Source organism: Pseudomonas sp. H1_D04, from assembly GCF_054683855.1.
The window spans coordinates 4,665,302-4,685,487 of the sequence record NZ_CP162826.1 but is presented as its reverse complement, the minus strand read 5'-3'; the positions used below and the strand labels follow the sequence as shown (position 1 = coordinate 4,685,487).

19 protein-coding genes, 1 tRNA gene and 2 pseudogenes are annotated in these 20,186 nt (G+C 58.4%); 5 read left to right on the top strand and 17 right to left on the bottom strand.

Going from position 1 to position 20,186, the window contains the following annotated elements:
- The first annotated feature begins 104 nt into the window (after positions 1-104).
- Complete coding sequence (locus tag AB4N82_RS21775) at positions 105-263, top strand: hypothetical protein (RefSeq protein ID WP_163033225.1); 159 nt, start codon at positions 105-107, stop codon at positions 261-263.
- Between the two features lie 4 nt (positions 264-267).
- On the top strand, positions 268-894 hold the full coding sequence (locus AB4N82_RS21770; RefSeq protein ID WP_032889585.1) for a helix-turn-helix domain-containing protein: 627 nt from the start codon (positions 268-270) through the stop codon (positions 892-894).
- 49 nt (positions 895-943) lie between these two features.
- Here the strand turns inward: AB4N82_RS21770 and AB4N82_RS21765 are convergent, their stop codons facing one another.
- The 7 genes from AB4N82_RS21765 to AB4N82_RS21735 all read right to left on the bottom strand — a co-directional run bounded on the left by AB4N82_RS21765 (position 944) and on the right by AB4N82_RS21735 (position 6,729).
- A complete protein-coding gene (locus tag AB4N82_RS21765; RefSeq protein ID WP_164440486.1) occupies positions 944-1,447 on the bottom strand; it encodes a hypothetical protein in 504 nt (167 codons plus the stop codon).
- 282 nt (positions 1,448-1,729) lie between these two features.
- On the bottom strand, positions 1,730-2,236 hold the full coding sequence (locus AB4N82_RS21760; protein ID WP_241089485.1) for a GAF domain-containing protein: 507 nt from the start codon (positions 2,234-2,236) through the stop codon (positions 1,730-1,732).
- A 17-nt stretch (positions 2,237-2,253) separates the two neighbouring features.
- The gene (locus AB4N82_RS21755) at positions 2,254-3,567 is read right to left on the bottom strand and encodes a methyl-accepting chemotaxis protein (RefSeq protein WP_032889586.1); all 1,314 of its coding nucleotides are present in this window, start codon (positions 3,565-3,567) and stop codon (positions 2,254-2,256) included.
- Between the two features lie 110 nt (positions 3,568-3,677).
- Complete coding sequence (locus tag AB4N82_RS21750; protein WP_032889587.1) at positions 3,678-3,947, bottom strand: hypothetical protein; 270 nt, start codon at positions 3,945-3,947, stop codon at positions 3,678-3,680.
- Positions 3,948-4,119: 172 nt separating this feature from the next.
- A complete protein-coding gene (locus AB4N82_RS21745) occupies positions 4,120-4,869 on the bottom strand; it encodes a hypothetical protein (protein WP_032889588.1) in 750 nt (249 codons plus the stop codon).
- A gap of 693 nt (positions 4,870-5,562) precedes the next feature.
- Entirely contained in the window at positions 5,563-6,144 is a 582-nt protein-coding gene (locus tag AB4N82_RS21740) for a hypothetical protein (protein ID WP_460102962.1), read from the bottom strand.
- A 494-nt stretch (positions 6,145-6,638) separates the two neighbouring features.
- Positions 6,639-6,729: transfer RNA gene (locus tag AB4N82_RS21735), tRNA-Ser, on the bottom strand.
- A 152-nt stretch (positions 6,730-6,881) separates the two neighbouring features.
- Here AB4N82_RS21735 and AB4N82_RS21730 point away from each other — a divergent pair.
- The gene (locus AB4N82_RS21730; RefSeq protein ID WP_003174664.1) at positions 6,882-7,553 is read left to right on the top strand and encodes a Bax inhibitor-1/YccA family protein; all 672 of its coding nucleotides are present in this window, start codon (positions 6,882-6,884) and stop codon (positions 7,551-7,553) included.
- 76 nt (positions 7,554-7,629) lie between these two features.
- On the opposite strand, the gene murB is transcribed toward AB4N82_RS21730, so the two are convergent.
- The 8 genes from murB to AB4N82_RS21690 form a co-directional block, all read right to left on the bottom strand.
- The gene (murB, locus tag AB4N82_RS21725; RefSeq protein WP_122680659.1) at positions 7,630-8,649 is read right to left on the bottom strand and encodes a UDP-N-acetylmuramate dehydrogenase; all 1,020 of its coding nucleotides are present in this window, start codon (positions 8,647-8,649) and stop codon (positions 7,630-7,632) included.
- The gene (locus AB4N82_RS21720; RefSeq protein WP_095184458.1) at positions 8,646-9,110 is read right to left on the bottom strand and encodes a low molecular weight protein-tyrosine-phosphatase; all 465 of its coding nucleotides are present in this window, start codon (positions 9,108-9,110) and stop codon (positions 8,646-8,648) included. Before AB4N82_RS21720 ends, murB begins: the two co-directional genes overlap by 4 nt.
- Positions 9,110-9,874, bottom strand: coding sequence for a 3-deoxy-manno-octulosonate cytidylyltransferase (gene kdsB / locus AB4N82_RS21715; protein WP_032889641.1), 765 nt, complete (start codon positions 9,872-9,874; stop codon positions 9,110-9,112). Before kdsB ends, AB4N82_RS21720 begins: the two co-directional genes overlap by 1 nt.
- Entirely contained in the window at positions 9,871-10,056 is a 186-nt protein-coding gene (locus AB4N82_RS21710; protein ID WP_003174668.1) for a Trm112 family protein, read from the bottom strand. Before AB4N82_RS21710 ends, kdsB begins: the two co-directional genes overlap by 4 nt.
- A 24-nt stretch (positions 10,057-10,080) precedes the next feature.
- Positions 10,081-11,091 carry a tetraacyldisaccharide 4'-kinase gene (lpxK, locus tag AB4N82_RS21705; RefSeq protein WP_122765461.1) on the bottom strand — a complete coding sequence of 337 codons (1,011 nt, stop codon included), beginning with the start codon at positions 11,089-11,091 and terminating at the stop codon, positions 10,081-10,083.
- Entirely contained in the window at positions 11,091-11,519 is a 429-nt protein-coding gene (locus tag AB4N82_RS21700) for an ExbD/TolR family protein (protein ID WP_032889643.1), read from the bottom strand. Before AB4N82_RS21700 ends, lpxK begins: the two co-directional genes overlap by 1 nt.
- Complete coding sequence (locus AB4N82_RS21695; RefSeq protein WP_032890033.1) at positions 11,516-12,151, bottom strand: MotA/TolQ/ExbB proton channel family protein; 636 nt, start codon at positions 12,149-12,151, stop codon at positions 11,516-11,518. The genes AB4N82_RS21700 and AB4N82_RS21695 overlap by 4 nt, the downstream gene beginning before the upstream one ends.
- A 110-nt stretch (positions 12,152-12,261) precedes the next feature.
- Complete coding sequence (locus AB4N82_RS21690; RefSeq protein WP_241089539.1) at positions 12,262-14,487, bottom strand: DNA internalization-related competence protein ComEC/Rec2; 2,226 nt, start codon at positions 14,485-14,487, stop codon at positions 12,262-12,264.
- A gap of 135 nt (positions 14,488-14,622) precedes the next feature.
- On the opposite strand from AB4N82_RS21690, the gene AB4N82_RS21685 reads away from it, so the two are divergent.
- Positions 14,623-15,138 (top strand): DUF2062 domain-containing protein, encoded by a 516-nt coding sequence (locus tag AB4N82_RS21685; RefSeq protein ID WP_460102954.1) that lies wholly within the window; start codon positions 14,623-14,625, stop codon positions 15,136-15,138.
- 3 nt (positions 15,139-15,141) lie between these two features.
- Here the strand turns inward: AB4N82_RS21685 and AB4N82_RS21680 are convergent.
- Together AB4N82_RS21680 and AB4N82_RS21675 are read right to left on the bottom strand one after the other, a co-directional pair.
- Positions 15,142-16,510 (bottom strand): annotated as a pseudogene (locus AB4N82_RS21680) (histidine kinase sensor domain-containing protein).
- On the bottom strand, positions 16,500-17,228 hold the full coding sequence (locus AB4N82_RS21675; protein WP_032889647.1) for a response regulator transcription factor: 729 nt from the start codon (positions 17,226-17,228) through the stop codon (positions 16,500-16,502). The pseudogene AB4N82_RS21680 and the gene AB4N82_RS21675 overlap by 11 nt, the downstream one beginning before the upstream one ends.
- A 203-nt stretch (positions 17,229-17,431) precedes the next feature.
- Between AB4N82_RS21675 and AB4N82_RS21670 the strand changes: the two are divergent.
- Positions 17,432-20,185, top strand: a pseudogene (locus AB4N82_RS21670) (response regulator).
- Position 20,186 lies beyond the last annotated feature (1 nt).

Genomic DNA, 20,186 nt, shown 5'->3' with positions numbered 1-20,186 from the left:
CTTTTTAAGTCCAAAAACGAATTAACACATGCAAACTCAGTATTTAAAGAAATAACCACTAACCATTATTGTGGAGCCACTGAGTCACCTACGAGATCACCCTGATGCCAACATCCGCGAACGTCATTGACTTTACCCTTCACCGCAAACGCCGCCAGGCCCGCGCAGCGGCTGAGTTGATGTGGACGATGTACGCGGCACGCGCAGGGTTGGCGGTGTTTACCAACCACGCTGCGACGCCCAGCGATACCCGCCGGGCGTAGGCCGATGAATTTCCTGCATGTGCTTCCCGAACCTCCCGCCCCACTACCCAAAACGACTACGGACGACGATGTAATCAGCCTGTGCGTCGCACATAACCTGCAACGCCTGCGCAGCAAGCGCCATTTGTCACTGGACGGACTGGCCCGTGCCTGTGGCGTGAGCCGGGCGATGCTGGCGCAGATCGAATCCGGGCGCAGCGTGCCGTCGATCAAGGTGCTGTGCAAGATTGCCAAAGGATTGAAAGTGTCGGTGGCGGCGTTCCTGGAAGACCGCGCATTCGAAGGGGTCGAGGTGTTGCCGGCGCAACAGAGCAAACGCCTGGTGAGTGCCGATGGGGCGTTTATCAGTCGAGCGTTGTTCCCCTACGATACGGCGCGCCAGTCGGAGTTCTACGAGATCCGCCTGCGCGCTCTGGGTGAGGAAGTGTCCGCAGGCCATGGCCCAGGCATCCAGGAAAACCTGGTGGTCGCCCAGGGCGTATTGGAAGTCAGCGTCAATGAAGAGCGCTACTTGCTGTCTACCGGCGATTCGATCCTGTTCTACGCCGACCAGCCCCACCGCTACCGCAACCCGGCGGACAGCGAGGCGGTGGCGTTCCTGGTGATCACCTACCCAGAACGGTTGGACTGAATGCAAAACGCCCCGACTATTCGGGGCGTTTTTGGTTGCGCGGGACCTGTCAGCAGGTGCAGCACATCATTGGCATGCCGTTGCAGCTCATCATCATCGGCATGGCGCAATCGCTCATCAACTTGTTCATGAGCATGCAGCAGTTGTCCATCATGGCCATGCTCATGCCCGGCATCGGCATCATTTTGCACAGCATGCCATCGGCCTGCATCGTGCATTCCATCACGCACTTCATCATCGGCATCGACATGCCCATCGGCATCATCATCGGCATATTCATGCTCGCCATCATGGCCATGGCGTCGGCCGACAGGCACATCATCGACATATTGGCGCACTGCATCATCATCGGCATGCCGCAGTTCATCATCATCGCCATCATCTCGGCGTTGGTCTTGAACTGAGCCATGTCCATGCCGGCGGCAGGCTTCATGGTGCACATCATCGCGTCACCGGCCATTTCGCACTTCATGGTCGCCATCATCATCGGCATGCCCATCATCGGCATCATTGGCATGGCGGTGTTCATCGGCATCTGCATTGCGTTCATCATGTTCGAAACTCCGTAATCGACAGGAAATGGCTAAGTTCTGGCGCCGATTCTAGTGATGCCGGAGCGCTGCACAAGACGACGGCAGAGCAGCGGGAATGGGTGTTGCGCAGCCCGCTTAGTCAACCGCAACAGCGAAACGTAATGTGATGACCGGGATTGCGCTGTGATGACAACGGTTTGGTAAATCAAAACAGCGTAATCGATGTGATGGATATTCGAACCAGGAATACCCACCAACCTTAAGGAAATAAACGATCTAACGCTGGCTCAGAAACATCAGCATCAGGTCCGGCTGTACTGCAATTCCAGCGTGGTGCTGATCAGGCGAGTGAAGATGGTGAGTATCTCGACCATTTGCGGGTTTTCCAGTTTTTTGGGGAGTACGTCCAACGCGCATAGGGTTCCGAAGACGCTGCCGTCGGAGAAGACAATCGGCAGTGAGATATAGCTTTCGAAGCCATGCTCCCTGGGCAATGGGTTTTGCCAGAAAACCGGATCCTTGCTGGCGTGTTCGATGATGATGGGGGTGGGATTAGCACGCAGACCGTTGCACAGCGTGGCTTCAAGCTGCAATTCATAGCCGACCTCCACGCCAAAATGCAGCTCGTCGTACACCGCACATGCCACCCAATGGGTATCGGTCATTTTCGAGATCGCCGAGAAGCGCATATCCGTCAGGCGTGTAGTCAGCCGCAGAATATTGGACGCCGTTTCTATCTCGGCGATGACCGCCAGTTCTTCAGAGGTTAAAGGTTTGATAGCGCTCTCCTGATTCTCAAATAAAACCAAGCAGCCCTATACCTGGGCTATTGCAGCTCATTCGCAAAACGCCCCACCGCGTTCACCACCTGCTTGGCGCCACCCTGGATCTCGGTGATGACGGCGCCGGCCTGGTTGGCCAGTGTCAGGCCTTGCTCAGCTTGCTCGCGACTGCTGAACATTTCTGTGATGGCTTCGTCGGCGAGGCGCTGGTTCTGCTGGACCACGCTGACGATCTCTTCGGTTGCAGTGCTGGTACGGCTGGCCAATTGCCTTACCTCATCAGCTACGACCGCAAATCCACGGCCCTGTTCACCCGCTCGGGCGGCCTCAATTGCGGCATTGAGCGCGAGCAGATTGGTTTGCGCGGCGATGCCCCCGATGGTCTGCACAATCGCGCTGATCAGCAACGATTGTTTGCCCAACGCCTCAATGCTCCCGGTGGCGGATTGCATTTGCAGAGCAATGTTTTGCATGGTCTGTACAGTGTTCTGCACCACCGCGGCGCCACGTTCGGCCGTGACATCGGTTTGCAGCGACACCTCGTAGGCCACGCCGGCGGCGGCCTTGACCTCGGACTCGCGCAAGACCTGGTCGGTGACCACGCTGGCAAACTTGACCACTTTGCACAGCTTGCCTTCCGCATCGTGCACCGGGTTGTAGGTAGCTTCGAGCCACACCTCGTTGCCACGGCTGTCCACGCGTTTGAAGCGGCTGGCGACAAATTCGCCGCGATTGAGGGTTTGCCAGAACGCGGCGTAACCGCTCGAAGCGGCCTCCTGCGTGGTGCAGAACATACTGTGTTTTTTGCCGACGATCTGATCGAGCGTGTAGCCCATGGCGTCAAGAAACTGGGTATTGGCGGTGACCACCGTTCCGTCCAGTCGGAACTGGATGACGGCCGTCGAACGTATCAACGCGTTGATAAACGCTTCGTTTTCTTTGGCTTGCTCAATGGCGCGACTGACTTCGGTGCCGTAGCCCTGGATCTGCGACAGCCGGCCGTCACGCCCTCTGATCGGGCACCATGTCAGGTTGATCCACGCCAGGCTGGCGTCACTGCGCAGGAAGCGGTAATCGTCACTCACCGGCTCTGAGCGGGCGATTGCTGCATTGAAGTCACGAAAACAGGGTAAATCCATGACGTAAGGCGGAACAATTTCACTCAGGAGTCGACCCTGCAACTGTTCGCGGGAGTAGCCCAAAGCCCGGGCAAAATCCTCGTTGACGGCCGTAAGCCGCAAGTCGGCATCCAGGCATATGGAGAGCATGCCACGGTCATACTGCGCAACAAGCTGTCGTAACTGGAAAAGCTCGTCGTCCCGGTCCTGCAGATCCTTCTTCAAACGGCGATTAAACATGGCGGCGTCCCTGGGGTAGTCATCACTGCATCGGCCATGCGGCCTACGGCTTAAGCATAGGCCGACGAATAGTCACTTGCCCCTCAGTTGTTCCGCTCAACGAAGATGGATTAATCGCCGGGCTTATCCAGTGCCTGCATCAGATCGTCTGCCTCGGATCCCACCGCAAACCTGAACCCGTACATCTCATCAGCCGCCAGTATTTCCCGAAGGGCCTCGATCAACTGCGCCTCGGTGGGTGAGTCACGCAGCAGTTTGTGCGCAGGCAATAACAACTCGGCGGAAACTCCCTCGATACTCGCGGCGTTGATCACCGCAAAGAGGATAAAGCGCAGGCGTATCTCGCGGTCCGTCGGCCACACCGTTTTTCGCTTCCCCAAGGTAGGGCCTCACTTTTTCGGAAAAGTCCGAGGCTATTGCCGACGTCGGGGTGTTTCAAGCACGGGGGCGCAAGATAGGCTGTTTCCTACAGCCAAAAGAGAAAGACCTTACCTGCACGAGGATTAGGGTAGTGCATATCGGGCTGACGCTACCGCGTTGCCTGCTGGCAGCTCACTGTACTGGCAGGAAATTCATCAGCAATAAGCTTTGCGCATAGTTGAGACCTATACGCCGGTATCGTTCATCAAGCATCTGTGTCAGCAGATCGAGGCGCGCCACGATCTTGCCAAATTCCACCGCAAAACTAAGGTTGCTGCCCTCCTCCGATATCTCATTGGAAAACAACAGCAACACGCCATTCGCATCCTGGCGCTTGCTGAGCAGCCATGTGGCCTTCTCGATATTGCGCGCGGCATTGCTGACAAACTGTGGATTGATCGAGTCGGTTATGTAGAACTCGGTGCGTCCACCATGGGCTGTCACCAGCATGCTGCCGATCGCATAGATAAACGCACCGACTCGATCGCCCTGAAACTCTGGGCTCAAGGAGTAGCTCAAGGCGACCAGATCGCGACGCTCGCCCAAGGCGGGCAGCGGTCGTCGCTGCTCAATCGCCTGGCGAATCTCTCGCTCGGCACTCACCGCATCCGGGTAACCCGACTGTCGCCACTGGCTGGGATTGCGCAGATAGAGCTTGCTCATCAGTAAATACAAACTTTGCAGGTTGTCACGCATGCCCAGGGTCGCCATACGATCGACACTGGTTTGAAAGAACTCATCGGGCTTTCCATTGCTGAACTGCTTGGCAATGTCCTGCCCCTGTTGCTGGGTGCAACCAGTGGCGCCGAGTACAAACATCGCAACCAACAGCAGTGGCCGGCGTAGGCGACGAATGATTGAAAGAGGAAACGTACGATCCATCGAAACCCGATCTTGTTCTACTGCCCTCGCGGGGAATCGGCGGGGCTGGGACAAGGATAGAGCCGAGAAATCAAAAAAAGTGCGACCGATATCGGCAGATTGTGTTCGAAGTGTGTGCCAGAGCGCTTCGTGACGAATTCGTCACAGGGTCTATACTTCTGGAAGCAGTTGAATGTGTTGTTGGCGAGCCAGGGTTGCATTTCCATTTTCGAGCGTTCTGGCGCATATATGTACATTGCCTACGGCACTACCACCAGCAACTGCCTACGAGGTGACGGCGATGAAGCATCCAATTCGAGCACAGATGTTTGCCCAGATGATTTGCCTGCTTTCGGTGGTTCAGCTTTTCTGCTGATTGAGATGAGAAACTGCCTTTAACAGTGGCTGCGGGTGTGGCAGTGAGAGGTATTGCCCACCTGACTCCAAAATCCCAAAACCAAAAAAGCCCCGCATTGCGGGGCTTTCGTATGAATCTTGGTGGGAAACCAGGGATTCGAGCGCTTCTTGGACACCCCATAGCCTCTCTAGGCCAAGAAGTGCCCATGCTGGATCTACTTATGCTTGCCAGCGCATTCGGCAACCGCGAAGAACATATACTTCATCGGCGCTCAACCATTCGAGTCCCGTGAGGCACGTACTTCACCAGAGACGGAAGTCTTTTTCAGCGCTTCCTTTACTGGAAAAAGACCGCCCCTAACGTGGAGTCATTATTTGGCTTGGCGAAGCACAAGCTCCGACGAGACGAGTTTTAACTCGGAAGCAGAACTCGCGAATTTGAAATTGATAAGCGGGCATAACCATGTAGTTTAAATCGGGACCTAACGAGTCTTTAATTTCCATGTATTTAGCAGTTTTGGCAGCAATGGCTTGGTATTCCGCTTCATATTTGGCGTAAGACGCTTTGTTGTAAACCTTTAAAACATCCAGCTCTTTACGGCATTGCTCAGCGCGATTTTGATTTAGGTCTGTTTCTGATTCTGACTGAGCGGCTTCAGCAGAGGCATGGACTGGGGATTCAGCACTGGCGTTCGCAGCAGGTGCAGCTTCATAACGCACAGTCCAATTTTCTGGTGTCGAATGGGCGACTTCAGGTGGTGCTTCATGGACCACGGCAGGGGGTGGAGTCACGTTAGGTTTTTCTGGAGTTTTCGTAGCGCATCCCGAGAGGGCAAGTCCTACCACTACAACGATGCCACACATTTTATCCATCGGTTTCACCAAGAAGTAATTACGGTTGGCTGAGTCGTTAGGTTCTGGGTAAAAGTCATAACTCATTCAGTGATCGAGTGTAAATTTTCTACCAGACTCAAGGCGCTCAGCCTCTCTTCCTTGAGTGCACAGATGAGCGATAATAGTAAAAAAACAAAAAGATGACGAGTAAAAGCTCTTCAGAAAAGCCACAAAATTATTGGGACAATTTATGGGACCAAACTAAGCATGCCCCCTGATTGGGGATGCTGAGCGAGTGAATCCGGACCGACGCGTCAGGAAGAAAAAGGAGGTACAACGCGGCTACTAAGCCACTGTGGTGGCTTCAACTTCGTGATAGACGGCCCAAGACAGCATCGAAAGTTATCGACATGGGCGACCCGAGTCAGCCACTGGTGCACGGTGAGCAGGCGGTTACCAAACGGGTTACAGAAGGAGATATGCAACCCTCAAATCCTTCGAATAGGCAAATTTAGGCATGCCTATGACTAACCGTCTTCCGCAACCAGAACTCCAGAAACACGAAAGCCCCGCATTTGCGGGGGCTTTCGTTTGAATCTTGGCGGGAAACCAGGGATTCGAACCCTGGGAACGCTATTAACGTTCGCCGGTTTTCAAGACCGGTGCATTCAACCACTCTGCCAATTTCCCTTTTGCGTCACAGGATTATAGTAGGTCATCCTGTCTCAGCGGGCGCCATAATACCCGAATGAAACACACTGTCAAACTCTCGCCATCGCTTGTTACAGAGCGTCTGTTATGATCTTTGCGACTGAACGTTTCAAAACCGAAGGAGTGTCGCCATGCGCGAACAGAATTACGCAGTGAATGGTAACGCGCAGGCTGAGCAGCTTGAAGTCAGCCGCGTGTTGCGCAACACCTATGGCCTGCTCGCCCTTACCCTCGCATTCAGCGGCGTGATGGCGTTCGTAGCGCAGCAGATGCGCGTCGGCTATCCGAATATCTTTGTCGTGCTGATTGGCTTCTATGGTCTGTTTTTCCTGACCAACAAGCTGCGTGACTCGGCCTGGGGCCTGGTGTCGGCGTTTGCCTTGACCGGTTTCATGGGCTTCATCCTCGGCCCTATCCTCAACCGTTACCTCGGCATGGCTGGCGGAGCGGAAGTGGTCAGCTCGGCGTTTGCTATGACGGCCCTGGTATTTGGCGGTCTGTCGGCCTACGTGCTGATCACCCGCAAGGACATGAGCTTCCTGGGCGGCTTTATCACCGCAGGCTTCTTCGTGTTGCTGGCGGCAGTGGTTGCAGGCATGTTCTTCCAGATCAGTGGCCTGCAACTGGCGATCAGCGCGGGGTTTGTGCTGTTCTCCTCGGTGTGCATCCTGTTCCAGACCAGCGCCATCATCCATGGCGGTGAGCGCAACTACATCATGGCCACTGTTAGCCTGTATGTGTCGATCTACAACCTGTTTATCAGCCTGTTGCAGATCTTCGGCATCATGAGCCGCGATGACTGATTGTTAGCCGAATAAAAAATGCCCCGTATCGAAAGATACGGGGCATTTTTATTTTTTACTTATCAGCAGCAAGGCATCAGTACTGGTTGGGTTCCATTTCCAGTTCGACCTTGAAACGCTCAACGATATCCTTTTGGATACGCTGGGCCAGGTGCGCAATATCATGCCCTGTGGCGTTGCCATAGTTGACAAGCACCAGCGCCTGCAGCTTGTGCACGCCCGCGTCACCCTCACGAAAGCCCTTCCAGCCGGCCTTGTCGATCAGCCAACCGGCGGCAAGCTTCATGTGCCTATCCCCCTGGGGGTAGGCCACCAGGTCCGGATACTGCGCTCGAAGTTCTTCAGCCAATGCCCTGGTCACCAGCGGATTCTTGAAGAAGCTGCCGGCATTGCCCAGTACTGCCGGATCTGGCAATTTTTCGCTGCGAATGCTGCAAATCGCGCGACTGACATCGCTTGGCGTCGCGTCAGTGATGCCCTGCCCTGCCAGGCGCTGTTGTACCGGACCGTAGTCGAGTTTGAGGTGGCTGACGCGGCTCAGGGCAAAGCGTACCCGCAGGATCAACCAGCGTCCGGTTTCGTGCTTGAACAGGCTGTCACGGTAGGCAAAGTTGCATTCTTGCAGGCTGAAGTCCCGTAGCTCACCGGTGTGACGATCCAGTGCGGTCAGGCCGGCAAATACATCCTTGATCTCCACACCGTAGGCGCCAATGTTCTGCATGGGGGCAGCCCCAACGGTCCCAGGGATAAGACTGAGATTCTCCAGACCGCAAAAGCCCTCCGCCAATGTCCAAAGTACAAATGGGTGCCACGCCTCGCCCGCTTCGGCTTCAACCACCACATGCACGCCGTCATCGTGCAGCACGCGAATGCCCTGGGTGGCCATACGTAGCACCAACGCAGGTATGTCCTGGGTCAGCAGCAGATTGCTGCCACCGCCAATCACCAATAAGGGCAACGCTTGGGCCGAAGCGTAAGCCAATGCCTCTCGCACATCGGCGTCGCTGCGGGCCTCGGCATAAAGCCGGGCGCGCACGTCGATGCCAAAACTGTTGAATGGCTTGAGCGAAACCTGCGCATGCACTTGCAAGGTCATAACCGCCCCTTCAATTCGATCACCAATAAATCACAGGCCCGCTCGATCAGGTCCAGCACCCGCTCGAAGCCTTGCTCGCCCTCGTAATACGGGTCTGGCACGTCGTCCACTTCCGAATGGTAGCGGCGCAGAAACAAATCCAGTTCGGCCTTACCCTGCCCTGACTGTAGCGCCTTGAGGTTACGCAGGTTGCTGCTATCCATCGCCAGGATCAGGTCGTAACGCGCAAAGTCAGCACGGGAGACCTGCTGGGCACGCTGGGCCGACAAATCGTAACCGCGGACCAACGCTGCACGCTGGCTGCGCTGGTCCGGCGGGTTACCGACATGCCAGTCGCCGGTGCCAGCAGAAGCAACCTCGACCTGCCCGGCCAGCCCGGCTTCGCGCAATTTATGGCGCAGGACGCCTTCAGCGGTGGGCGAGCGACAGATATTGCCCAGGCAGACAAACAGAACCTCCATCAGGCCCCCAGCAGGCGACGGACGCGCTCAAGGTCTTCCGGGGTATCGACACCGGCAGGCGGCGCTTCCAACGCATCGCCTACGTGAATACGCACGCCGTGCCACAGGGCCCGCAGTTGTTCCAGGGATTCGGTATTTTCCAACCAGCACGGCCCCCAACTGACGAAGTCATGCAGGAAACCTGCGCGGTAGGCATAGATGCCGATATGCCGGCGGTACGGTACGCCCTCCGGCAACACGTCTCGGTTCTTGGCAAAGGCGTCACGCGCCCAGGGCAAGGTGGAACGGCTGAAGGTCAACGCCAGGCCATTCACATCACTGACCACCTTCACCACGTTCGGGTTGAACAGGGTTTCAATGTCGTGAATCGGCTCGGCAAGAGTGGCCATGCGCGCTTCACCATGGGCAGCCAGGTTGGCGGCCACCTGGTCGATCACGCTCGGCGGAATCAACGGTTCGTCGCCTTGTACATTGACCACGATGGCGTCAGGCGCCAGACCAAGCTGCGTGGCCACTTCGGCCAGGCGGTCGGTGCCGGAGTTATGGTCTTCGCGGGTTAATACCGCTTCGGCGCCGAAGCCTTTGCACGCGTCAATAATGCGTGGATCGTCAGTAGCTACAACCACCCGATCAGCGCTGCTTTTGCAAGCCTGTTCCCACACCAGCTGGATCATCGGCTTGCTGCCGATCAATTGCAGCGGCTTGCCTGGCAGGCGGGTCGATGCGTAACGCGAGGGAATGACAACGGTAAAGGCGGTGGTCATTTATCCAGGCGCTCATCGGTGGTCAGGGTGCGGGCTTCGCTTTCCAGCATCACCGGGATGCCATCACGTATCGGATATGCCAGGCCCGCGCCTTTACTGATCAGCTCGGTTTTGTCGGCGCTGAGCTTGAGCGGGCCTTTGCAGATCGGGCAAGCAAGGATATCGAGCAGTTTGGTGTCCATGAATGTTTCCTGGAAAGAAGTGTTTTAAGGCAAGCGACGGGCGGGCAACAAGCGCGTCAGCTGAGTGTCGAACCACGCGACGAACGCCGGTGACGGCACTGCATCCACCGCAAGGTACCACCAGTCGGGCTGGGCAAAGGCGCGGCACTTCACCGCGTCCTTCTCGGTCATTACCAGCGGCAATGACGGAGTAAAATTCAAGACTTCGGCGCTGTAGGGCGCATGGTCGGCAAACGCATGGGGTATCGGTTGCCAGTGTAGCGTTTCAAGGGTGTTGAAGAAACGTTGCGGGTTGCCGATACCGGCGACCGCGTGCACCCGTTGACCTGCTTGAAAATACTCCACCGACTGGCGTTCGCCGGTATACAGGTTGACGAGTGCCGTAGGCTGCAGGCGGAAGGCAAAGCCATCGTCGCGATCTGATACTGCGCCGTTATAGAGCAGCGCATCTACACTCTGCAGGCGCTCGACCGGCTCGCGCAACGGCCCGGCCGGGAGGCAACGACGATTACCAAGGCCACGGGCGGCGTCAATCAACACCAGTTCCAGGTCACGGGCCAGGCGATAGTGTTGCAGACCATCATCAGAAAGAATTAGATCCAGCGGCTCGCTGGCCAACAGTGCCTTGACCGCACGGCTGCGATCGGGATCGATCATCATGGGCACGCCGCAACGCTGCACGATCAACAAAGGTTCGTCACCCGCCACTTCGGCGCTTTGGCTGGCCTCGACGCGCCATGGCAGTTGCGCAGGCTTGGCGCCGTACCCTCGACTAACCACACCTACACGCAAGCCATTGCGCCGACAGTGTTCGATCAACCACAGGATCAACGGCGTCTTGCCGGTACCGCCTACGGTGATGTTACCGACCACCACCACCGGCACGGGTGATTGATAAATGTCGCCCTCGCCCGCCACGAACCGCGCGCGTTTGCGCTGCACTACGCGGCGATACAAAGACTCCAACGGCCGCAATAACGCGAGCGCCGGATGACCCTCGTACCAGGCCTTGAGCAAACGATCGGACATGGACATCAGGGTTGGCTCGCCGCCTCGACAGTGCTCATGCGCAGATGGCTGAAACCGAGCTTGCCGGCGGCGTCCATCGCGGTGATAACGGCCTGGTGCTGGGTCTTGCCATCAGCACTGATGGACAACGGCATCTTGGTGTCTCCTCCGGATTCTTTCTCCAGGGCGACCATCAGGCTGGCGAGATCGTTTTTCTCCAGTAACTGGTTATTCACCGAGAACACGCCGTCGGCGCTGATGGCGATGTCCAGTTGCTTGATTTCCTGGTCTTCCGCTGGCGAACCACTCACCGCTTCCGGCAAGTCGACACGCAGTTCGGTCTGCCGGGTGAAGGTGGTGGTGACGACAAAAAACAGCAGCAGGATAAATACCACGTCGATCAGCGACGCGAGGTTGATATCGACATTTTCCCGTTGCTTGCGGCGAAATTTCACGCTTTGCCCCCAACCAGGTCCACATCACGGTCGCCTTGCACCACTTCCACCAACTTGATGGCCTCCTGCTCCATGCCGACCACCAGCTCATCGATGCGCCGCTGCAGGAAACGATGGAAGAACACCGCAGGAATACCGACCATCAAGCCTGCTGCCGTGGTAATCAGGGCCTTGGAAATCCCCCCGGCGAGCACCGCCGCGTTGGTGGTCATGCCCGACCCCATGAATGAGCTGAAAATATCGATCATGCCCAATACCGTTCCCAGCAGACCGAGCAACGGTGCCATGGCAGCGATGGTGCCGAGAGCATTAATGTAGCGCTCCAGTTCATGAATAACCCGGGCGGCGGCCTCTTCAATGCACTCTTTCATGATCTCGCGGCCATGCTTGGAGTTAGCCAAGCCCGCGGCGAGGATTTCGCCCAAAGGCGAATCAGCGCGCAATGCCTTGAGTTTTTCCTTGTCCAGTTGCTTGTTCTTGATCCAGCCCCAGACCTGCCCCAATAGATGCTCGGGCGTGACTCGACTGGCGCGCAGGGTCCACAAGCGTTCGGCAACGATGCCGAGTGCGGCGATGGAGCTCAAGATAATCGGCAACATCATCCAGCCGCCGGATTTGACCAATTCCCACACAGTGAATGTCCCCTCGAAAAAGTGCGCCACTTTACCATACAGGTTCGGCAACGGGGTTCGTCACCCATGGCTTCGCCTGTCGTAGGCTCCAGCCTTATAGTAACGTCGAATTACGGTAACGCTTCGCGCCAAAAACGGCGTTGACTACGCGCAACAATGGGTGGCAGGAAAGCCCCCAATTGCAAGCGCACCGCTCCATGCTCAGCACTGTCATATAACTGGCTGCCCAGCGTCTGGTAGCGCTCAACCACCTGTGGATGAGGATGGCCGAACGCATTGCCACGCCCACGGGAGATCAGCACTGACGTGGGTGCCAGCCGCCGTAGAAAAGGCCAGGATGACGAACTCCGGCTGCCATGGTGAGGGGCTTGCAGCCAATCGGTCCGCACGGCCAGTGGTGAGTCGAGAAATGCCCGTTCGGCGGCGCGATCAATATCCCCGGTGAGCAATAGCCGTTCACCATTGGCTTGGACCTGCAGAACGCAAGACTTTGGATTGCCATTAATAGCCTCAGACCACTGCCACAACTCGAATGACACACCGTCCCATTCCCACTGCTCGCCACTGATACATGGCTGGGCTCCGAGAAACGCTGGCAACCCTTCGGTTTCACCGCCCACGACCCGCTTGATCGGCACCCCTCGGGCAACAGCCGCTGCCCCACCGGCATGATCGGCATCAGCGTGACTGAGCAACATCATGTCCAGTGACTCGACGCCGAGTTTTTTCAGCGACGGCAATACCACACGAGCCCCCAGATCAACTGTGCCAGACCGCAGGCCGGCGTCGTAAAGCAACGTGTGATGCCGGGTACGCAGAATCAAGGACTGCCCCTGCCCCACATCCAACTGCACCACCTCCACCCGCCCATGGGGCACCGGCTCACGCGGTGGAAAGACTGCCAACAGCAACATCGGCCAGCCCAACAGCCGAAACGGCACGCCTTTGGGCAGCAACAACAGCACTGCGCCCATCAGACTGATCAGCCAGTAACCCAAGGGCACATCGGCAGGTATCCACGCGGGCACTTGCCCTGCGAGCCATGCCAGACCCAGGAACAACGCATCCAGCGCCCCACCCGCCAGCCACAGCAAGCCCTCCCCCAAATATGGCAGCGGCAGCATGGCGGTCCCCAGCAACGCCAGCGGCAACACCACAAGACTGATCCAAGGCACGGCCACCAGATTGGCCAGCGGCGCACTGACGCTGATGGGCAACCCGAGCACCAACAACACAGGAAGCAGGCCAATGGCAATCAACCATTGAGGACGCGTCCAGGCCTGCCAGACACCCCACGGCCCCAGGCGCCCGCCGAAAGCCAGGATCAATACGGCAACAGCCGTAAAAGAAAGCCAAAACCCCGGTTGCAGGCTGGCCAATGGTTCAAGGATCAGTACACCATTGAGCGCCAGCAACAACGGCCACCAGAACCCCAGATGACGGAAGCGCAAACGCCACAGCAGCACCAGGCCCACCATGACGCAGGCCCGCTGGACCGGCACACCGAACCCCGCCAACAGGCCATAACCCAGCGCGGACGCAAACGCCAAGCCACACGCCCACGGCAGCCATGGCCACATTCGAGGCCAGAAACCGTAGCGTGCCAGTAACGCGACCAACCCGTAGATCAGCCCCGCCAGCAGGCCGATATGCTGGCCGGAAATCACCAGCAGGTGCACCGTGCCGGTGTCCTGCAACACCTGCCAATCCTCGGCTGCCAGCCCGGAACCGTCCCCCAGCACCAAAGCTGCCAGGCCCGCCTCGCGACCTTGAGCGTCGACGGCAATCAACCGTTGGCGGACCGTGTCGCGCCAGGCATGGCGGGCCGGCGACAGGCGCTCACCGTCTTTTACCGAGCCAGTGGCGCCAATGCGTTGGACTAGCAACCATGCCTCTTGATCAAAACCGTGAAAATTGAGCAGCCCGGACGGCCGCTTAAGCGTGACTGCCAGGCGCCAGCGCTCCCCGCTGCGTACCTCGGGCCCACCGTGCCAGGACACACGGATGCGCTTGGGCAACCGGGCGTTACGCGACCGACTGTCGGCCAGATCGAAACGCACCCCGGTGCCGGTCTGTTGTGGCAACCCAATGACGCGCCCCTCCAACCATCGCGTCTGGCCATCGAGCGCCGGTGGCAAGCGATCATCCAGCGCCCATTGCGCACTGATGCACGCCCAGCTCAAGCCCAGCAGGAAAAACGCCAAGGGAGACGTACGAAATGGCAGCAGCATCAAAACCAGCACCAGCATGGCTATCAGCCATCCAGTGGTCGGTAACTCAGGTAGGAAGCGCAGGGCAAGCAAGCCCAGCGCCAGCGCGAACATCCCTGTCTTCATGAATCATCCTTTTCAAGTGATCCACTCAGTCTTAGCTGGGTGCTCGGTACGTCCTATGATGTTTTGTCACAAAGTCTGAATTTTCTGTTTATAGAATGCGGGCATACTTGCCCCTCGAACTGACCTGGACCCCTTATGCCACGGCGCTTATTCAAACGGTACATGCCCGACCCCACCAGTATCAGGGAACACAAGTCATTACAGTTTCTTGGCACGCTGCTGCATGATCCGAACCTCTGGCATCTGAATCGGCACTCGGTGGCGCGCGCCATGGCGGTGGGTGTGTTCGCAGCATTTATCCCCATTCCGTTGCAGATGCTATTGGCTGCGGTGCTGGCAATTACCGTGCGCGGCAATATGCCCATCGCCGTCAGCCTGGTTTGGCTGACAAACCCGATCACGATGCCAGTGGTATTTGTTTGTACTTACATGACCGGCGCCTGGTTGATGAACGTGCCCCCGCGCAGCCTGCCCGATGACTTGACCTGGGAATGGATCAGCGGCCAGTTGAGTACGCTGTGGCAACCCTTCTTGCTCGGCTCAGTGGTGTTGGGGCTGGTGCTGGGCGCATTGGCCTATTGCCTGACGATGGGCTATTGGCGCTGGTGGGTCTCGCGCCAATGGAAGAAGCGCAAGCTGCGCCGGGGCTGAGCCCTAGCGCGCCGGTAACCGCAGGTGTACACGCAAGCCCTGACCGGTGTTTTGCGCCCAAAGGCTGCCGTCCTGACGCTGAACGGCATTGCGCGCGATGCTCAGGCCCAGGCCGAAACCACCATCACCGGGCCGTGAGCCGTCCAAGCGCGTGAACGGCGCAAAAATCCGCTCCAGATCACGCTCATCAATCCCCCCGCCCTGATCCTCCAACCACAGGTGCCAGTACTCCCCATCGCGTCGCCCATCCAGACACACAACCCCGTTCTCCGGAGGAGTGGCGTATGGCGTTGCGCAGGATATTTTCCAAGGCCTGGGCCAGGGCGTTTAGATTACCGCGCACCCAACAGTCAGCGCCCAGCAGGCACGGCAGTCGCGATGCGGACCAATCGCTTTCAAAACAGGCATTCTCCCGCAGCATGTCCCACAACGCCTGTACCTGAAGATCCTCCTTGGGCAGTGGCGCCCGCTCGGTGTCCAGCCAGGCCAGCTGCAAGCTGTCTTCCACCAGGCGCTGCATAGCGTCAATCTCTCGGCCCAGCCGCTCACGCAACTGAGCAAGATCCTGCTCGCTGTCGCAGGCCACGCGCAAGCGGCTCAGCGGAGTGCGCAGTTCATGGGACATGTCCCGCAGCAGTTGTTGTTGCAATACAACAGTGCCCTGCAAACGCTCAGACATGTGGTCAAACGCACGGCCCAACTCGCCCAATTCGTCCTGTCGACTGGTGGCGTCAAGGGGCATCCGCGTGTTCAATTGATCGGCACGCCAGGCATTGGCCTGCTCGCGCAGTTGATTGAGAGGCATGATCAGCAGCCGGTACAGGCCGACGCACAGCAACAAGGTAAACAGGCCTGGAATCACACCATTGGTCACCACGCGCCAGACCACTTGATAACGCCCTGGCATAAAACGCTGTGGCAATTCAATGACCAGCGAACCGGCCCCCGGATCTACCGCAAACGGGATCTTGAGCCACGGCAAGCCCTTGACGTGGCGGCTGACCGGCCAATCCAGGCCCCGCAAGAACGTCAGGCGCTGGCTTTCCGTAGCGGTCAGTGGATAGCTGCTCAACGACTGCAAGTCGTTGCCTATTACGCCGATCCACGTGCTTTCCTGTTTGCCCATCGCCTGCAGCCACGCATCAACACCGGCATGGCCGCCACGGTTCCAGGCCTGCTCGGCGCTCACCGCATAACCACTCAGCGTGCCCCTCGCCTCGTCGGACAAATACGCGTTCTTTTGCTCCATGTAACGGCCCCAGGACCAACTGAGCCAGATCATCAGTAAGCAGAAGGCAATCAACAGGCAGGCGAGCTTCCAAAATAATGAATGTTTGCCCGGCAGCCGTTTCAGCGCCCTTTCAAAGCCCATCGTCGTGACCACTGAGCACATAGCCCTTGCCCCACACCGTGCGCACTTCGCGCTCGCTGTAGCCGATCGCCTTGAGCTTGCGACGGATCTGGCTGATGTGCATGTCGAGGCTGCGGTCATGGGGCGCATAGCCGCGCTGCAACACATGTTGGTAAAGGAATGCTTTGCTGAGGACTTCTTCAGTGTTGCGGTGCAGGGTTTCCAACAGGCGGTATTCGCTGCGGGTCAGGCCTGCCCAGTGTTCCTGATGAAACACATCGCACAGCTCATCGTCGAAACGCAGTGTGCGAGCATCCCCACGCACCGGCGCAAGCGTCGGCAGCGGGCGTCGATCCAGGGCCACCCGGCGCAGGATGGCTTCGATACGCACGCGCAACTCGACCATGCTGAACGGCTTAGGCAAGTAGTCATCGGCGCCCAGGCGAAAACCGCTGACGCGATCGGCCTCGGCACCCAATGCCGACATCAGGATCACCGGGATCGAATGACTCTGGCGTAGATGAGTCAAGATCGACAAACCATCCAGCCCCGGCAGCAGGATATCCATCAACACCAGGTCGAACGCCTGTTCGCGCGCCATCGCCAGCCCTTGCTGGCCGTTCTGGCACCAGGTGACCTGGAAGCCACAGCGCCCCAGATGCTCGTGGACATAGGCGCCCAGCACGGGATCATCTTCGATGGTCAGGATATTGGGTAGGCCAACTGCTGCGGGATTCATTAGCGTCTGCAAGTCATTCTCAATCGCTGATTATTCAAGATTACCCTGGCGCAGGCAATCGCTACGGGGCCAAACGAGCCGAAGATTGCCCTCTCTCAACAATTTGCGAGATTCCAGGCCGTGCAAATGGCTACACTGCGCAGGTGGCGCGGGCCGGATGCCGGCGCGGAAGATTGATTTCAGTGTGGTAGCAGGAGAGTGGCGTGCTTAGAAGAATGGGGATAAAAGGCCGCGTACTGTTGCTGAGCTTATTACCGACCAGCCTGATGGCCTTACTGTTGGGGGGCTACTTCACCTGGATGCAACTCTCGGAGTTGCAGACCCAATTGCTGCAGCGCGGCGAAATGATCACCGAGCAATTGGCGCCTCTGGTGGCTCCTGCTTTAAGCAGCAAGAACACTGACCTGCTGGAGCGCATCGCCACTCAATCCCTGGAACAACTGGACGTGCGCACCGTGTCGTTCCTTGCGCCGGACCGTACGCCCCTCGCCCACGCTGGCCCGACCATGCTCAACCAGCCGCCGGCCGGCAACAGCTCTCATCTGCTGCAACGCACCGACAATGACGCCACGCGCTATCTGCTGCCGGTGTTTGGCCGCCATCGCAACCTTGCCGGCGACTTGATCCCCGATGAAGCCGACCGCCTCTTGGGCTGGGTCGAAGTAGAACTGTCCCACAACGGTATGTTGCTGCGCGGCTATCGCAGTCTGTTCGCCAGCCTGCTGTTGATCGCCATTGGCCTGATCTGCACAGCAGCCCTGGCGCTGCGCATCAGCCGCACGATCAACGAGCCGATTGGCCTGATCAAGCAAGCAGTGGCCCAGCTCAAGGACGGCAACCTGGAAACCCGCTTGCCTCCTTTGGGCAGCCAGGAACTGGACCAACTCGCCTCAGGCGTCAACCGCATGGCCGAAACTCTTCAAAACGCTCAGGAAGAGTTGCAGCACAGCATCGACCAGGCCACCGAAGACGTGCGCCAGAATCTGGAAACCATCGAAATCCAGAACATCGAGCTGGACCTGGCCCGCAAAGAAGCACTCGAGGCCAGCCGTATCAAGTCCGAGTTCCTGGCCAATATGAGCCATGAAATCCGCACACCGCTCAACGGTATCCTCGGCTTTACCCACCTGCTGCAAAAAAGCGAGCTCACACCGCGCCAGTTGGATTACCTGGGCACTATCGAAAAATCCGCCGACAACCTGTTGGGCATCATCAACGAGATCCTCGACTTCTCGAAGATTGAGGCCGGCAAGTTGGTGCTCGACAGCATCCCGTTCAACCTGCGGGATTTGCTGCAGAGACACCCTCACCATCCTCGCCCCCGCTGCCCATGCCAAGCAGTTGGAGCTCGTCAGCCTGGTGTACCGCGACACGCCGCTAGCACTGGTGGGCGACCCTCTGCGGCTTAAGCAGATCCTGACCAACCTGATCGGCAACGCCATCAAGTTCACCCGCGAGGGCACTATCGTGGCCCGGGCGATGATCGAGGAGGAACAGGAAGACAGCGTGCAACTGCGCATCAGCGTGCAGGACACCGGCATCGGCCTGTCCAGCCAGGATGTGCGGGCTTTGTTCCAGGCGTTCAGCCAAGCCGATAACTCTCTGTCGCGCCAGCCGGGCGGCACCGGGCTGGGCCTGGTGATTTCCAAGCGCCTGATCGAGCAAATGGGCGGTGAAATTGGCGTCGACAGTACGCCGGGCGAAGGGTCGGAATTCTGGATCAGCCTGAACCTGCCCAAAACCCGCGACGATATCGAAGACCTGCCCTGCGCCGCTGCTGGGCCATCGCGTGGCGGTACTGGAAAACCACGAACTGGCGCGCCAGGCCTTGCAACATCAACTGGAAGACTGCGGCCTGGAAGTCACGCCGTTCAACAGCCTGGAAAACCTGACCAACGGCATCACCAGCGCCCATCAGACCGAGCAAGCCATCGACTTGGCGGTGCTCGGCGTCACCGCCAACGACATCCCGCCCGAGCGCCTCAACCAGCATCTTTGGGACCTGGAACGCCTGGGTTGCAAAGTGCTGGTGCTGTGCCCAACCACGGAACAGATGCTGTTCAACCAGTCGGTGCCCAACCCCAACAGCCAGTTGCAGGCCAAGCCGGCATGCACCCGCAAGCTTCGCCGCGCCCTCTCCGACCTGATCAGCCCGCGCCCGTCGCGCAGCGAACCGGGCGAGCCGCTGTCCAGCCGTGCACCACGTGTGCTGTGTGTCGACGACAACCCGGCAAACCTGCTCTTGGTGCAAACGTTGCTGGAGGACATGGGCGCCCAGGTACGTGCGGTAGAAAGCGGTTATGCCGCAGTCGACGCGGTAAAACAGGACACCTTCGACCTGGTGCTGATGGACGTACAAATGCCTGGCATGGATGGGCGCCAGAGCACCGAGGCGATCCGCCAGTGGGAAAGTGAGCGCCATGGCACACCCTTGCCAGTGGTCGCCCTTACCGCTCACGCCATGGCTAACGAAAAACGCGCCTTGCTGCAAAGCGGCATGGACGATTACCTGACCAAACCCATCAGCGAAAGACAACTGGCCCAAGTGGTGTTGAAGTGGACCGGCCTGGCCTTGCGCAACCAAGTGCCTGAGCGTGTCGCTGAAGGTCTGGGCCCAGGGGGTGCAGTTGCCGGTCCTGGACCATGAAGAAGGCCTACGCCTGGCCGCGGGTAAAACCGATCTGGCGGCTGACATGCTTGCCATGCTGCTGGCCTCCCTGGAAGCCGACCGCCAAGCCATTCACATCGCCCGCGACGCCAAGGACAACCTGGCGCTGATCGAACGCGTCCACCGCTTGCACGGCGCCACCCGCTACTGTGGCGTACCGCAACTGCGCGCCGCCTGCCAGCGCGCCGAAACCCTGCTCAAGCAGGACGATGCCAAGGCGATGACCGCGCTGGACGAACTGGACATGGCCATCGCGCGATTGGCCAGTGAAGCACGGGTAAGTGTCTGAC

Excerpts from the sequence above, each read along its gene's own strand:
- AB4N82_RS21765 (WP_164440486.1), bottom strand. The coding sequence starts at position 1,447 with ATGATGAACGCAATGCAGATGCCGATGAACACCGCCATGCCAATGATG.
- AB4N82_RS21755 (WP_032889586.1), bottom strand. The coding sequence starts at position 3,567 with ATGTTTAATCGCCGTTTGAAGAAGGATCTGCAGGACCGGGACGACGAG.
- AB4N82_RS21710 (WP_003174668.1), bottom strand. The coding sequence starts at position 10,056 with ATGGACACCAAACTGCTCGATATCCTTGCTTGCCCGATCTGCAAAGGC.
- AB4N82_RS21745 (WP_032889588.1), bottom strand. The coding sequence starts at position 4,869 with ATGGATCGTACGTTTCCTCTTTCAATCATTCGTCGCCTACGCCGGCCA.
- AB4N82_RS21685 (WP_460102954.1), top strand. The coding sequence starts at position 14,623 with ATGCCACGGCGCTTATTCAAACGGTACATGCCCGACCCCACCAGTATC.
- AB4N82_RS21675 (WP_032889647.1), bottom strand. The coding sequence starts at position 17,228 with ATGAATCCCGCAGCAGTTGGCCTACCCAATATCCTGACCATCGAAGAT.
- AB4N82_RS21690 (WP_241089539.1), bottom strand. The coding sequence starts at position 14,487 with ATGAAGACAGGGATGTTCGCGCTGGCGCTGGGCTTGCTTGCCCTGCGC.
- murB (WP_122680659.1), bottom strand. The coding sequence starts at position 8,649 with ATGACCTTGCAAGTGCATGCGCAGGTTTCGCTCAAGCCATTCAACAGT.
- AB4N82_RS21770 (WP_032889585.1), top strand. The coding sequence starts at position 268 with ATGAATTTCCTGCATGTGCTTCCCGAACCTCCCGCCCCACTACCCAAA.
- AB4N82_RS21775 (WP_163033225.1), top strand. The coding sequence starts at position 105 with ATGCCAACATCCGCGAACGTCATTGACTTTACCCTTCACCGCAAACGC.
- AB4N82_RS21740 (WP_460102962.1), bottom strand. The coding sequence starts at position 6,144 with ATGAGTTATGACTTTTACCCAGAACCTAACGACTCAGCCAACCGTAAT.
- AB4N82_RS21720 (WP_095184458.1), bottom strand. The coding sequence starts at position 9,110 with ATGGAGGTTCTGTTTGTCTGCCTGGGCAATATCTGTCGCTCGCCCACC.
- AB4N82_RS21730 (WP_003174664.1), top strand. The coding sequence starts at position 6,882 with ATGCGCGAACAGAATTACGCAGTGAATGGTAACGCGCAGGCTGAGCAG.
- lpxK (WP_122765461.1), bottom strand. The coding sequence starts at position 11,091 with ATGTCCATGTCCGATCGTTTGCTCAAGGCCTGGTACGAGGGTCATCCG.
- kdsB (WP_032889641.1), bottom strand. The coding sequence starts at position 9,874 with ATGACCACCGCCTTTACCGTTGTCATTCCCTCGCGTTACGCATCGACC.